This is a genomic window from Streptomyces sp. NPDC002577, assembly GCF_053594815.1.
In genome coordinates, this window is record NZ_JBSFWK010000002.1 from 38,596 (window position 1) to 52,208 (window position 13,613).

At 69.9% G+C, this 13,613-nt stretch carries 11 protein-coding genes; all 11 read right to left on the reverse strand.

Annotation, left to right across the window (positions count from 1 at the left end):
- Positions 1 to 138: 138 nt before the first annotated feature.
- Positions 139 to 795: an arsenate reductase/protein-tyrosine-phosphatase family protein gene (locus ACWD4J_RS03805; RefSeq protein WP_451393670.1), complete on the reverse strand. Its 657-nt coding sequence runs from the start codon at positions 793 to 795 to the stop codon at positions 139 to 141.
- The gene (locus ACWD4J_RS03810; RefSeq protein WP_451393671.1) at positions 792 to 1,439 is read right to left on the reverse strand and encodes an L-threonylcarbamoyladenylate synthase; all 648 of its coding nucleotides are present in this window, start codon (positions 1,437 to 1,439) and stop codon (positions 792 to 794) included. Before ACWD4J_RS03810 ends, ACWD4J_RS03805 begins: the two co-directional genes overlap by 4 nt.
- A gap of 65 nt (positions 1,440 to 1,504) precedes the next feature.
- Positions 1,505 to 2,350, reverse strand: a complete 846-nt coding sequence (gene prmC, locus ACWD4J_RS03815; RefSeq protein WP_451393672.1) for a peptide chain release factor N(5)-glutamine methyltransferase — start codon at positions 2,348 to 2,350, stop codon at positions 1,505 to 1,507.
- Positions 2,351 to 2,416: 66 nt separating this feature from the next.
- Positions 2,417 to 3,493: a peptide chain release factor 1 gene (gene prfA, locus ACWD4J_RS03820; RefSeq protein WP_451393673.1), complete on the reverse strand. Its 1,077-nt coding sequence runs from the start codon at positions 3,491 to 3,493 to the stop codon at positions 2,417 to 2,419.
- Positions 3,494 to 3,599: 106 nt separating this feature from the next.
- Complete coding sequence (gene rpmE, locus ACWD4J_RS03825; protein WP_451393674.1) at positions 3,600 to 3,824, reverse strand: 50S ribosomal protein L31; 225 nt, start codon at positions 3,822 to 3,824, stop codon at positions 3,600 to 3,602.
- Between the two features lie 161 nt (positions 3,825 to 3,985).
- The gene (locus tag ACWD4J_RS03830) at positions 3,986 to 5,107 is read right to left on the reverse strand and encodes an LCP family protein (RefSeq protein ID WP_451393675.1); all 1,122 of its coding nucleotides are present in this window, start codon (positions 5,105 to 5,107) and stop codon (positions 3,986 to 3,988) included.
- 180 nt (positions 5,108 to 5,287) lie between these two features.
- Complete coding sequence (locus ACWD4J_RS03835; RefSeq protein WP_451394007.1) at positions 5,288 to 7,108, reverse strand: trypsin-like serine protease; 1,821 nt, start codon at positions 7,106 to 7,108, stop codon at positions 5,288 to 5,290.
- 233 nt (positions 7,109 to 7,341) lie between these two features.
- Complete coding sequence (rho, locus tag ACWD4J_RS03840; RefSeq protein WP_451393676.1) at positions 7,342 to 9,330, reverse strand: transcription termination factor Rho; 1,989 nt, start codon at positions 9,328 to 9,330, stop codon at positions 7,342 to 7,344.
- 441 nt (positions 9,331 to 9,771) lie between these two features.
- Positions 9,772 to 10,689: a homoserine kinase gene (gene thrB, locus ACWD4J_RS03845; protein ID WP_451393677.1), complete on the reverse strand. Its 918-nt coding sequence runs from the start codon at positions 10,687 to 10,689 to the stop codon at positions 9,772 to 9,774.
- A 455-nt stretch (positions 10,690 to 11,144) separates the two neighbouring features.
- Positions 11,145 to 12,203 carry a threonine synthase gene (thrC, locus tag ACWD4J_RS03850; protein ID WP_451393678.1) on the reverse strand — a complete coding sequence of 353 codons (1,059 nt, stop codon included), beginning with the start codon at positions 12,201 to 12,203 and terminating at the stop codon, positions 11,145 to 11,147.
- Positions 12,204 to 12,209: 6 nt separating this feature from the next.
- Positions 12,210 to 13,502 carry a homoserine dehydrogenase gene (locus ACWD4J_RS03855; protein WP_451393679.1) on the reverse strand — a complete coding sequence of 431 codons (1,293 nt, stop codon included), beginning with the start codon at positions 13,500 to 13,502 and terminating at the stop codon, positions 12,210 to 12,212.
- Between the last annotated feature and the right edge of the window lie 111 nt (positions 13,503 to 13,613).

Here is a 13,613-nt window from a genome sequence, read left to right on the forward strand (position 1 = left end):
TCCGGACCTGGACGGTGGGCTATGTCCAATGTAGGGCCGGGGAAGGTGGGGCGCCCGGTGTTGTACGGCCGTAGGCAAGCACGCCGAGCCGCTCCCGCTCCACAGCGGAGCGGAGGCAGCGCGCAGCGCGGCGCGGCGCTACATGCGCGCCGGCACGCCCGTCAGCGCCGTCACCACCGGCTCCAGCGCCTGATGGATCTCGTCCCCGATCGAGCGGAAGAACGGCAACGGTGCCCCATACGGGTCGTACACCTCGTCCGCCTCGACATTCGGCGCCAGCAGCCACCCGCGTAGAGCCGCGGCAGCCCGCACCAGGGCACGCGCACGCGCGACCACGCCCTCGTCCGGATCGGGCAGCGTCGCGGGGTCTATGGCCTGGACGAGCCGCGTGAACTCCTTGAGGGTGAACGTGCGCAGCCCCGCCGAGTGCCCCATCGAGATGACCTGCGCCCGGTGGTCGCGCGTGGCGGTCAGTACGAGGTCGGCCCGGATGACGTGGTCGTCGAGGAGCTCGCGCCCCACGAACCCGCTGGCGTCCGCGCCGAACTCGGCGAGGACGGCCTCCGCGTTGGTCTCCATCGGGGCGCCCTCGTGGCCCCAGGTGCCGGCGCTTTCCACGATGAGGCCACCGCCCAACCGGTCGCCGAGCCGGTCCGTCAGGGCATGACGGGTCAGCCGCTCGGTGATCGGCGAGCGGCACACGTTGCCGGTGCTGACGTGGAGGATGCGGAAAGTGTCCCCGTTGTCCTCGAAGACCCCCGTGCCTATGCCACGCCCCGCGTCAGGGGCTGTCAATTGGCCACCTCGAGGTCGGGTACGACCTTGCGGAGCTCCTCGGCGTCCAGCGCACCGGCACGCAGCAGCACAGGCACCTCACCCGTCACATCGACGATCGACGACGGCACGTTGCCGGGCGTCGGACCGCCGTCCAGGTACACGGAGACGGAGTCGCCGAGCATCTCCTGCGCGGCGTCGCAGTCCTCGGGGGCCGCGTGGCCGGTGAGGTTCGCCGACGACACCGCCATGGGACCGACCTCGGTCAGCAGCTCGATGGCGACCGGGTGCAGCGGCATACGCACGGCGACGGTGCCACGGGTGTCCCCAAGGTCCCACTGGAGCGACGGCTGGTGCTTGGCGACCAGCGTCAGCGCGCCCGGCCAGAAGGCGTCGACGAGCTCCCACGCCTTCTCCGAGAAGTCCGTGACGAGCCCGTGGAGGGTGTTCGGGGAGCCGATGAGGACGGGCGTGGGCATGTTGCGCCCGCGGCCCTTGGCCTCCAGCAGATCGGCGACCGCCTCGGAGCTGAACGCGTCGGCCCCGATGCCGTACACGGTGTCGGTGGGCAGCACGACCAGCTCGCCACGACGGACGGCGGACGCGGCCTCACGCAGACCGGTGGTGCGGTCGGTCGCGTCATTGGTGTCGTATCGCCGTGCCATTTAGCGAGCCTCCTCGTACACGAAGTACACGTACTGGATCTTGGTCTGGGTCGGAGCCGCGGCCGTCATGGCAGTGCCTTGCGGGCGGTCGCGAAGCGCGGCCGGTTGTTCAGGTCGGGATGGTCGGCCGCGTCGGCCCAGCCCGCCTCCTCGCTGAAGATCCACGGCACCTGGCCGCCCTGCGTGTCCGCGTGCTCGACGACGACGACGCCGCCGGGACGCAGCAGCCGGTGGGCGGTGCGCTCCAGGCCGCGGATGGTGTCGAGCCCGTCCTCGCCGGAGAACAGGGCGAGTTCGGGGTCGTGGTCGCGTGCCTCGGGGGCGACGTACTCCCACTCGGTGAGCGGGATGTACGGCGGGTTGGAGATGACGAGGTCCACCTGGCCGTTGAGCTCGGGCAGCGCGGTGAGCGCGTCGCCCTGGTGGACGGTGACCCGGGAGCCCTCGGCGTTCTTGCGGGTCCACTCGAGGGCGTCCTCGGAGAGCTCCACGGCGTGCACCCGGGACCGCGGCACCTCCTGTGCCAAGGCGAGGGCGATCGCGCCGGAGCCCGCGCACAGGTCGACGATCAGCGGCTCGACGACGTCCATCGCACGCACGGCGTCTATCGCCCAGCCGACGACGGACTCGGTCTCGGGCCGGGGCACGAAGACGCCGGGCCCCACCTGGAGCTCCAGATAGCGGAAGTACGCACGTCCGGTGATGTGCTGGAGCGGTTCGCGGGCCTCGCGGCGGGCGATGGCCTCCCAGTAGCGGGCGTCGAAGTCCGCGTCCTTGACCGTGTGCAGCTCGCCCCGCTTCACGCCGTGCACGAACGCGGCGAGCTCCTCCGCGTCGTTGCGCGGCGAGGGCACGCCGGCGTCGGCCAGCCGCCGAGTGGCCTGGGCCACTTCCGCGAGCAGCAGGTTCACGCTGGTCCTCCGGGGCAGAGCGGTCGTCTTACGGGGTCGTGGTGCCGGGGCAGGCCCGGCACCGGCTCAGGACGTGGCGGCGAGCTTCGCGGCCGAGTCCGCGTCGACGCACGCCTGGATCACGGCGTCGAGTTCACCGTCGAGCACCTGGTCAAGGTTGTACGCCTTGAAGCCCACGCGGTGGTCCGAAATGCGGTTCTCCGGGAAGTTGTACGTACGGATCTTCTCGGAGCGGTCGACAGTGCGGACCTGGCTGCGGCGGGCGTCCGCGGCCTCCTTCTCCGCCTCCTCCTGGGCCGCCGCGAGGAGCCTGGAGCGCAGGATACGCATCGCCTGCTCCTTGTTCTGCAGCTGGCTCTTCTCGTTCTGGCAGGAGGCGACGACACCGGTCGGGAGGTGGGTGATGCGGACCGCGGAGTCGGTCGTGTTGACGGACTGGCCGCCCGGCCCCGACGACCGGTACACGTCGATGCGCAGGTCGTTCGGGTTGATCTCCACGTCGATCTCCTCGGCCTCGGGCGTCACGAGGACACCGGCGGCGGAGGTGTGGATACGGCCCTGGGACTCGGTCGCGGGCACGCGCTGCACGCGGTGCACCCCGCCCTCGTACTTCAGCCGGGCCCAGACGCCCTGGCCGGGCTCCGGCGTGGCGTTGCCCTTGGTCTTCACGGCGACCTGGACGTCCTTGTAGCCGCCGAGCTCGGACTCCGTGGAGTCGATGATCTCGGTCTTCCAGCCGATGCGCTCCGCGTACCGCAGGTACATGCGCAGCAGGTCGCCGGCGAACAGGGCGGACTCGTCGCCGCCCGCGCCCGCCTTGATCTCGAGGATGACGTCCTTGTCGTCGCTGGGGTCGCGCGGGATCAGCAGCATCCGCAGCTTCTCGGTGAGCTCCTCGCGCTGCTGCTCCAGCTCCTTCACCTCGGCGGCGAAGTCCGGGTCGTCGGCGGCCAGCTCGCGGGCGGTCTCGATGTCGTCGCCGGTCTGCTTCCAGGAGCGGTACGCGGCGACGATCGGGGTCAGCTCGGCATAGCGCTTGTTGAGCTTGCGCGCGTTGGCCTGGTCGGCGTGGACCGACGGGTCGGCGAGCTGCTTCTCCAGGTCGGCGTGTTCGCCGATGAGTTCCTCGACGGCCTCGAACATCTTGGGCTCCTGAAATGCGTACGACGGTGGAAGGGCGGCGACCAAAAACGCCGGTCCCGGCGCGCCCCGAAGCAGGGCGCGGCCAAGGACCGGCGCAGGTGGCTCGCTACTTCTTGGAGCCGGCAGCAGCCTTGCCGAAGCGGGCCTCGAAGCGGGCCACACGGCCACCGGTGTCGAGGATCTTCTGCTTGCCCGTGTAGAACGGGTGGCACTCGGAGCAGACCTCGGCGCGGACGGTGCCGCTCTGGATCGTGCTACGGGTGGTGAACGACGCGCCACAGGTGCAGCTGACCTGCGTCTCGACGTACTCGGGGTGGATGTCGCGCTTCAAGGTGTCTCCTATGTATCGGGAGGGCGCCGGGTCGCAGCCGCGGGATGCGGAAGCGTGAACCGGAGCCGACGTACCAGTCTGCCAGCACTGGCCGCATCCCCCAAAACCGGGGTGGGGCCGGATCTATTCCGCGGGCTTCCCGGAGGCCTCGGTGCCGGCCCTCAGTCGCTGCTCACCACGGAGCCGGCCGAGCCCTTGTCGCCCGCGGAGTCCTTCACGACGGAGGCAGGGATGGGCTTGTCCGCCTTGAGCGCGGCCCACACCTTACGGTCCTGGGTCTCGAGCGGCAGGACGCGGTTGAGGTTGGCGGGGTCGTACTCGACGGGCAGCGTGATCATCTTCATGTCGCCGGCGCCGATGCCCTTGAGGCCGCTCGCGAAGCCGGCGAGGTTCTTGACCGAGTCCAGGTCGGAGTCGGTGGTGATGGCGCTGGTGGCGGTGTCGGCGAGGTCGTAGAGCTTCTTCGGGCTGCTGAAGACGCCGACCTCCTTGACCTGCTTGATGAGCGCCTTGACGAACGCCTGCTGCAGCTGGATGCGGCCGAGGTCGCTCCCGTCGCCGACGCCGTGCCGGGTGCGGACGAGACCGAGGGCCTGCTCGCCGGTCAGGGTGTGCTGTCCGGCCTTCAGATGGAGATGGCTCTGGTCGTCGTCGATCGCCTGCGAGGTGGTGATGTCGACGCCGCCGAGGGTGTTTATGAGCTTCTTGAAGCCCGTGAAGTCGACCTCGACGTAGTGGTCCATGCGGATCCCGGACATCGCCTCGACGGTCTTGACGGCGCAGGCGGGGCCGCCGACCTGGTACGCCGTGTTGAACATCAGTTCCTGGCCGCCCGGGACGGTGTTGCCCTTGCTGTCGGTGCACGTGGGCCGGGTGACGAGGGTGTCGCGGGGTATGGAGACGACGCTCGCCTTCTTGTGGCCCTCGTAGACGTGCACGACCATCGCGGTGTCGGAGCGTGCGGTGCCCTCGTCCTTGCCGTACTCGGAGTTCTTGCCGGACCGGGAGTCGGAACCGAGGACGAGGATGTCCATCGAGCCGTTGTCGACGTTGTCCGGGCGATCGGTGCCGAGCGCGGCGTTGATGTCGACGCCCTGGATGTTGTCGTTGAGCTTGACGTACACGTACCCGAGGCCGGTGCCGCCCAGGACCACCAGGCCCGCTGCCGCCCAGGCGGCTATGACGACGGCCCTGCTCCGCGGGGAGCGCGGCTTGCGCCGCCGTCCCTTGGCTCGGCGCCTGGGAGTCGGCTGATCGGTGGCCGGCGTGCTGTGGTCGGGCATGTGCTCCTCAGTCCTCGTCGGGTCTTATACCCCCCGCTCTCGGCATCAGGCCGGGCTCGTTCGGCTTGTCAGACGGGGAAACCGCATGAAGGGTTGCACAACGCACTGTGCCCACCGCGTAGGGCGGTGGGCACAGTGCGTAGTCGGCGGCACCGGGGCGTCCGGTGCTCACCTGCGATTTCAGCCGAAGATGTCGTACTGCTGGAAACCGGTGCCGACGCTGATCCTTGTGGCGAAGATCTCGCTGGTGGCCTTGCCGGTGCCCGGGTAGAGGTACAGCGTCCCGCCGGGCGTGCGGGCCAGGAAGTCGGCCTTGCCGTCGCCGGTCACGTCACCAGGGGCGTCGAAGGCGTTGTAGCCGCTCCAGGTGCGCACCTTGATGCGGCTGGAGAACGCTCCGCTGCCGGCCTTGCCGGTGCCCTTGTAGAGGTAGACGTAGGAGTTGCTCTTGGAGCGCGCGATCAGGTCGGTCTTGCCGTCGCCGGTGAAGTCGCCGTGGCCGCGCACGGAGTTGTACTGGTTCCAGCCCGAGCCGACCTCGACGCGGGTGGAGAAGGTGCCGTTGCCCTTGCCCGGGTAGATCCACAGGATTCCGGCGGAGTCCACCGAGAGCAGGTCGGGCAGGGCGTCGCCGGTGACGTCACCCGGAGCGACGATGCGGGTGCGGGTCTTCCAGTTGCCGAAGATCTGGTCGGTGCTCCAGTCGCCGCTCGAGGGGACGTAGTGGAGCCAGAACACGGCGCCGTCGACGCTGCGGCGCACCACGAAGTCCTGGTAGCCGTCCCGGTTGAGATCGGTCTGCAGGACGACATTGGTGCCCTTGAAGCTGCCGAGGGACACGCGCGTGGCGAACGAGGTGCCCTTGGAGTCCTTCTCGTAGCCGGTGCCGGTCGACGCGAGACGCACGAACAGGTCGGCCTTGTGGTCACCGCTCAGGTTGGTGTCGTCGATGCGCGGGTAGGCGGCGCCGACGTAGGTGCTCACCTTGGTGAAGACGCTGTACGCGCCCTTGGCCACGCAGTCCTCGACGCCCCAGGACACGACACCGACGATGCGGTTGTTCACCACGAGCGGGCCGCCGGAGTCGCCGTTGCACGCGGAGACGGTGCCGTCGTCACTGCCGGTCGCGGGGTTGCCCGCGCACACCATGTGGCCCTTGATGAAGTCGGTGCCGTAGGCGCTGGTGCAGGTGGTGTCGGACTGGATCGGCAGCGGGGCCGACTTCAGCGTCTGGGAGATGTCCTGGCTGGTGGAGCTGGTGCGGCCCCAGCCGTAGACCTCGGCCTCCTTGCCGGCGGCGTACGAGGCGGTGTCGCCCGACGTCGTGATCTGGATCGGCTTGGCCGTGATCGGGTTCGGCAGCGTCAGGACGGCGATGTCGTTGTCGATGGTCGACGCGTTGTACGACGAGTGGTTCCACTGGCGCCAGACGCCGGAGACGGTGCCGCCGTGCAGGTCGGTGTTGCCCGCGTCGTCCGTGGTGGGCAGCTGCGCGGTGCCCGTGACGATCGCGCCGTTGGCGTTCCAGTTGTAGCCCTTGACGCAGTGGGCGGCGGTGAGGATCTTCGTCGGCGAGACGACGGCGCCACCGCAGAAGAAGCCGATGTCGTCGCTCTCGTCGGTGGTGCCCTTGTCGTCGTAGTACCAGAGCTGCGCCATCCAGGGCGCCGTGCTGATGCTGGTGTCGGTGCCGTTGATGACCTTCGCGTCGACGGTGCCGGTGCTGCTCGAGGTGCTGGAGCTGCTGGTGGTGCTGGAGCTGAACGACGTCTTGGACGTCTTGCCGGCCGTGTCGTCACCGGCCAGCGCGCCCGCGACCCGCTCCTTGAGCTCGCTGAGCGTCGGCGACGTGGTGGCAGGCTTGACGGTCGGCTTCGGCAGCGACGTGGCGGCGTCCGCGGGCGATATCAGCACCGCGGCGGCGACGGCGGCGGCCAGTGTGGCGGCGGCTGCGGGAATGGCTATGCGTATACGGCGTCTGTGCCGACCGCCCGCGGACATGCGGGTGTCCACTCAAGTCCCCCCTCGAAGGCATGAGTTCAGTGGCCGAAGCGCCCGGGACAGATGGCGGGCAGAAGGTGCAGCTGCTTCGGCGGAGTAAGAAGAGTGGCGTGATCGTACAACGGTTCCCCAGGCACCAAAGAAGGCCGCCACCGTCACATGCGTAACGGTGGCGGCCCTTTTGCCACTGCTTTAGCCGACGCGTCGCCGGCTTTGCGTGCGCGTTGCCGACGTCAGTCGTTGTTGCCCGGCGCCGGCGTCGTCTTCTGGATCTGCAGAAGGAACTCGGCGTTCGACTTCGTCTGCTTCATCTTGTCGAGCAGCAGCTCGATGGCCTGCTGGGAGTCGAGCGCGTGGAGCACCCGGCGCAGCTTCCAGACGATGCCAAGTTCCTCGCCGCCGAGCAGGATCTCTTCCTTGCGCGTACCGGACGCGTCGACGTCGACGGCCGGGAAGATGCGCTTGTCGGCGAGCTTCCGGTCGAGCTTGAGCTCCATGTTGCCGGTGCCCTTGAACTCCTCGAAGATCACCTCGTCCATGCGCGAGCCGGTGTCGACCAGCGCGGTGGCCAGGATGGTCAGCGAGCCGCCGTCCTCGATGTTGCGCGCGGCACCGAAGAACCTCTTCGGCGGGTACAGCGCGGTCGAGTCGACACCACCGGACAGGATGCGGCCGGAGGCCGGGGCGGCGAGGTTGTACGCACGGCCCAGACGCGTGATCGAGTCGAGCAGCACGACGACGTCGTGACCCAGCTCCACGAGGCGCTTGGCGCGCTCGATGGCGAGCTCGGCGACCGTGGTGTGGTCCTCGGCCGGGCGGTCGAAGGTCGAGGAGATGACCTCGCCCTTGACCGACCGCTGCATGTCGGTGACCTCTTCCGGACGCTCGTCGACGAGGACGACCATCAGGTGGCACTCGGGGTTGTTGTGCGTGATCGCGTTGGCGACCGCCTGCATGATCATGGTCTTACCGGTCTTCGGCGGGGCCACGATCAGACCGCGCTGGCCCTTACCGATCGGCGACACGAGGTCGATGATGCGGGTGGTCAGCACGCCCGGGTCGGTCTCCAGACGGAGCCGGTCCTGCGGGTACAGCGGCGTCAGCTTGGTGAACTCCGGCCGCCCGCGCCCGGATTCGGGCGCCATGCCGTTGACCGAGTCCAGGCGGACCAGCGCGTTGAACTTCTCGCGACGCTCGCCCTCCTTCGGCTGGCGCACGGCACCGGTGACGTGGTCACCCTTGCGCAGACCGTTCTTGCGGACCTGGGCCAGCGACACGTACACGTCGTTCGGCCCCGGCAGGTAGCCCGACGTCCGGATGAACGCGTAGTTGTCGAGGATGTCCAGGATGCCCGCGACGGGGATCAGGACGTCGTCCTCGCCGATCTGCGGCTCCTGCACGTCGTCGCGGCCGCGACGGCCACGGCGGTCGCGGTAACGGCCACGGCGGCCACGGCGCCCGTCGAAATCGTCGTCGTCCTGCTGCTGCTGCCGGTCCTGGCGGCCGCCGCCCGGCTGCTGGCGCTGCTGGCCACCGCCCTGCTGCTGCTCGTCGCCCTTGCCGCCCCTGCGGTCGCGGTCCCGGCCACGCCCACGGTCACGGCGGTCACGGCGGCCCTCCGCGCCGCCGTCCGCGGAACCGTCGCCCTGGCCGTCGGTCTTGACGGTGCCGGTCTCGGTCTTGGGCTCGGCCACGGCGACGGCGGCCTGCGCCTCGGGCGCCCCGGCCTCGGCGGTGGCGCGACGCCGGCGGCGCTCCCCGACGGGGGCGTCGTCGCTGGCGGGCTGGCCCGGAATCTCGATCTGCTGCTGGGCGACGGCCTTCGCGGCGGCCTTGTCGCCCTCCGCCTTCTCGGCCTTGTCCCCGGCCGCGGTGTCGTCGCCGGTACGTGCCTTGGAGGTGGCGCGGCGCTTCGGCTTGGTCTCGGCCGAGGCGGCGGCGCTCTTCGCGGGGGCGCCGGCAGCGGCCTGGGAGCCCCCGGCCTGCGCCTCCTTGATGACCTCGATCAGCTGGCTCTTGCGCATACGCGCGGTGCCCCTGATACCGAGGCCTGATGCGACCTGCTGCAGCTCGGCCAGCACCATGCCCTCAAGGCCGGTACCGCGGCGCCGCCGGGAGCCGGCACCGGAGGCAGGCGCGGCAGAGGCGTCCGTGGCGGGCGCAGCAGCGGTGTCGACCGTGCTGTCGGCACTCACGCCCATCAGATCGGTGGTGTCGCTCACGAAGGGTCCTTCCCTGGAGCGGACGTCGGCCTGTCTGGCTCGGCGACCGGTTGTGCTGTCCGGCAGGAGGTCCGTGTGGGTGGACCGTACCGGGGCGGTTGTCCGCCTACGCGGCGGAGAGATATCTGGTGATTGGCGATTTCCGATACCGTGCCACGGCTTTTCTACGTCACGCGGCTCGGTCACGCCGGTTCCGGAGCGCCCCCAGCTGACTCCCCCGGCTGACGCCGGAGGTGCCCCCAGGAGTTCCCCCGCTCTGCAGGCCGCTCATTGCATGGCACTCGGTGCCTGCGGATGAAACTGCTTGGGAGGCTCGCGGAGGAGTGTCTGTCCCGGACGGGGACACAAGGCACCTCGCCATGGTGGGGTCGGGTGCAGACTTGAGATTAACACTACCGGATCCAACAATCATTCCCCCTCTCGCAATCCGGCAACCGTGTGTCAGGGCGCAAGCGGCAGCACACTCGCTCCGGCGGCGTCGAGGGCCAGCCGGTTGGCCGCCCAGCCCTCCCCCGCCAGTCGGGCGACCTTGTCGGCCGTCTCTTCGTTCGCCAGCGCAAGCACCGTGGGGCCCGCACCGGAGATCACCGCGGGGACGCCGTCGGCCCGCAGCCGCTCCACCAGGGCGGCGCTCTCCGGCATGGCGGGGGCGCGGTACTCCTGGTGCAGCCGGTCCTCGGTGGCGGGCAGCAGCAGCTCGGGGCGCCTGGTCAGGGCCTCGACGAGCAGGGCGGCCCGGCCCGCGTTGGCCGCGGCGTCCACATGCGGGACGGTGCGCGGCAGCAGTCCGCGTGCGGTCTCGGTGAGCACCGGCTTTCCCGGTACGAAAACCACCGGAACGATGGAATCTGCGGGCTCCATCCTGATCGCCCGGGCCGCACCGCGCTCCATCCAGGAGAGGGTGAAGCCGCCGAGCAGACACGCGGCGACGTTGTCCGGGTGGCCCTCGATCTCGGTCGCGAGCTCGAGGAGCGCGGCGTCGTCGAGCTTGGTGTCGCCGCCTATCGTCACGGCGCGCGCGGCGACGATGCCGGCGCAGATGGCGGCCGACGAGGAGCCGAGGCCGCGGCCGTGCGGGATGCGGTTGGCGCAGACGACCTCGAGGCCGCGCGGCTGTCCGCCGAGCAGGTCGAAGGCGGTGCGCAGCGAGCGGACGAGCAGGTGGCTCTCGTCGCGCGGGAGCGTCTCGCTGCCCTCACCTGCGATGTCGATGTTCAGGCCGGAATCGGCCACCCGGACGACGACGTCGTCGTACAGCCCCAGCGACAGGCCCAGGGCGTCGAAGCCCGGACCGAGATTGGCGCTGGTGGCGGGGACGCGCACCCGGACGGCGGCGGCGCGGAACGCGGGACCGGCCATCGCTCGATGACTCTCCTTGAACTGCGGGGTTTGGCGAGATTTCGATGCACTGCAAGACGAACCGAACACCCGACGGCCGCGAACGGCGGTGACTCCGCGATACACGCGGCGGGGTGGGTTCGGTACAGCCTATCGAAGGAAGGTTCAGTGGCGACATAGGGCGCACAGGAGGCGCACGATGCGTGTCGTAAGCCCCTCGTGCACCCCCTGTCAAGGGTTGTCCGAGTTCGGCCGTTCCGGCTGTGGCCAGTCGTTCGGCCGCCGGCGCCGCCTGTGGGCAATCGTTCCTCCCCCAGTGCCTCAAGGGCCTGGGAGGTGCCCCCAGGGGCGGAACGGGTGGGCACAGGCGGAACCCTCTGACAGAGGGCCCGCCGTCGTACCCCCGGGCACCCACGACACCGGGTGCCCTGACAAACCGGGGCGCCCGCAAAAGGGGGCCCCGGCCGTCAGAAGGCCTAAGCCAGCCCGAGCCGCTCCGCGGCCGCGGCCGCGTCGACCGGCACGGTGACCGGCTGCGGAGCACCCGCAACGGCCCAGTCCGGATCCTTGAGCCCGTTCCCGGTGACCGTGCAGACGATCTTCTGACCGGGGTCGACCAGCCCCTGCTCGGCGGCCTTCAGCAGACCCGCGACGGACGCGGCCGACGCCGGCTCGACGAAGACACCCTCCTGGGAGGCCAACAACCGATAGGCGCGCAGAATCTCACGGTCCGTCACCTCGTCGATGAGACCGCCCGATTCGTCCCGCGCGGCCAGCGCGAACTTCCAGGACGCGGGGTTTCCGATGCGAATCGCGGTCGCAATCGTCGAGGGGTCCTTGACGACCTCGCCACGCACGATCGGAGCCGAACCGGAGGCCTGGAAACCCCACATCCGGGGGGTTTTCGCGGCGACCTTGTCGGCGGCGTACTCGGTGTAGCCCTTCCAGTACGCGGTGATGTTGCCCGCGTTGCCGACCGGCAGGACGTGGATGTCGGGCGCGTCGCCGAGCATGTCCACGATCTCGAAGGCCGCGGTCTTCTGACCCTCGATACGCACCGGGTTGACCGAATTGACCAGCGCCACCGGGTAGTTCTCGGACAGCGCGCGGGCCAGCGTCAGGCAGTCGTCGAAGTTGCCGTCGACCTGCAGGATCTTCGCGCCGTGCACCAGCGCCTGGCCCATCTTGCCGAGCGCGATCTTGCCCCGCGGCACGAGGACGGCGCTGACCATGCCGGCACGTACGGCGTAGGCCGCCGCGGAGGCGGAGGTGTTGCCGGTGGACGCGCAGATGACGGCCTGCGCACCCTCCTCCTTGGCCTTGCTGATGGCCATGGTCATGCCGCGGTCCTTGAAGGACCCGGTCGGGTTCGCGCCCTCGACCTTGAGGTGTACCTCGCAGCCCGTGCGCTCGGAGAGCACCTGCGCGGGCACGAGCGGCGTACCGCCCTCGCGGAGCGTCACGACCGGCGTGCTGTCGGAGACCGGCAGCCTGTCCCGGTACTCCTCGATGATTCCGCGCCACTGGTGGGTCATTGCTGGTTACTCTCCTTCAACCCGCATGATGCTGGCGACACCACGCACGGTGTCGAGGTTGCGCAGCGCCTCGACGGTCCCGCTGAGGGAGGCGTCGGACGCCCGGTGGGTGACGACGACGAGCGAGGCGTCGCCGTCCTTGCCCTGCTGACGCACGGTGTCGATGGATACGCCGTGCTGGGCGAAGACCGTCGCGACCTGGGCGAGGACGCCCGGTTTGTCGGCCACGTCGAGGCTGATGTGGTAGCGCGTGACGACGTCGCCCATGGGCGAGACGGGCAGCTGCGCGTACGCGGACTCGCCCGGTCCCGTCGACTCGGCGAGCTTGTTGCGGCACACGGCGACGATGTCGCCGAGGACGGCCGACGCGGTCGGGGAGCCGCCCGCGCCGGGCCCGTAGAACATCAGCTGACCTGCGGCGTCGGCCTCGACGAAGACGGCGTTGTAGGCGCCGCGGACGGACGCGAGCGGGTGGCTGAGCGGGATCATCGCCGGGTGGACGCGGGCGGTGACGGACTCGCCGTCGGCGGCCCGCTCGCAGATGGCCAGCAGCTTGATGGTGCAGCCCATCTGCTTCGCGGATGCGAAGTCGGCGGCGGTGACCTCGGTCATGCCCTCGCGGTACACGTCGTCGAGGCGTACGCGCGAGTGGAAGGCGATACCGGCGAGGATCGCGGCCTTGGCGGCGGCGTCGTAGCCCTCGACGTCGGCGGTCGGGTCGGCCTCCGCGTACCCGAGCGCGGTGGCCTCGTCGAGCGCCTCCTGATACCCGGCGCCCGTCGTGTCCATCTTGTCGAGGATGAAGTTGGTGGTGCCGTTGACGATGCCGAGGACCCGGTTGACCTTGTCTCCCGCGAGGGACTCGCGCAGCGGCCGGATCAGCGGGATGGCACCGGCGACGGAAGCCTCGTAGTACAGATCGCGCCCGTGCTCCTCGGCGGCCGCATGGAGAGCCGCCCCGTCCTGGGCGAGCAGCGCCTTGTTCGCGGAGACGACGGACGCGCCGTGCTCGAAGGCGGTGGTGATGAGGGAGCGGGCGGGCTCGATACCGCCGATGACCTCGACGACGACGTCGATGTCGCCCCGTTTGACCAGGGCGGTGGCGTCCGTGGTGATGAGTGACGGATCGATGCCCTCACGGACCTTGGAGGGCCGGCGGACCGCCACGCCCGCCAGCTCCACGGGGGCGCCGACCCGCGCGGCGAGGTCCTCCGCGTGCGTCGTCATGATGCGTGCCACCTCTGAGCCGACGACCCCACAGCCCAGCAGCGCCACCTTCAGCGGACGCGTACGCATCATCCGACCTCACTTCTCATACATCTACGGTTTGACCAGTCTCACCCAACGGACCGGATTTTCTGCCCCTCGTCCGGATCGTGAGACGTTTATTTCATTATCCCGGCGCCGGAA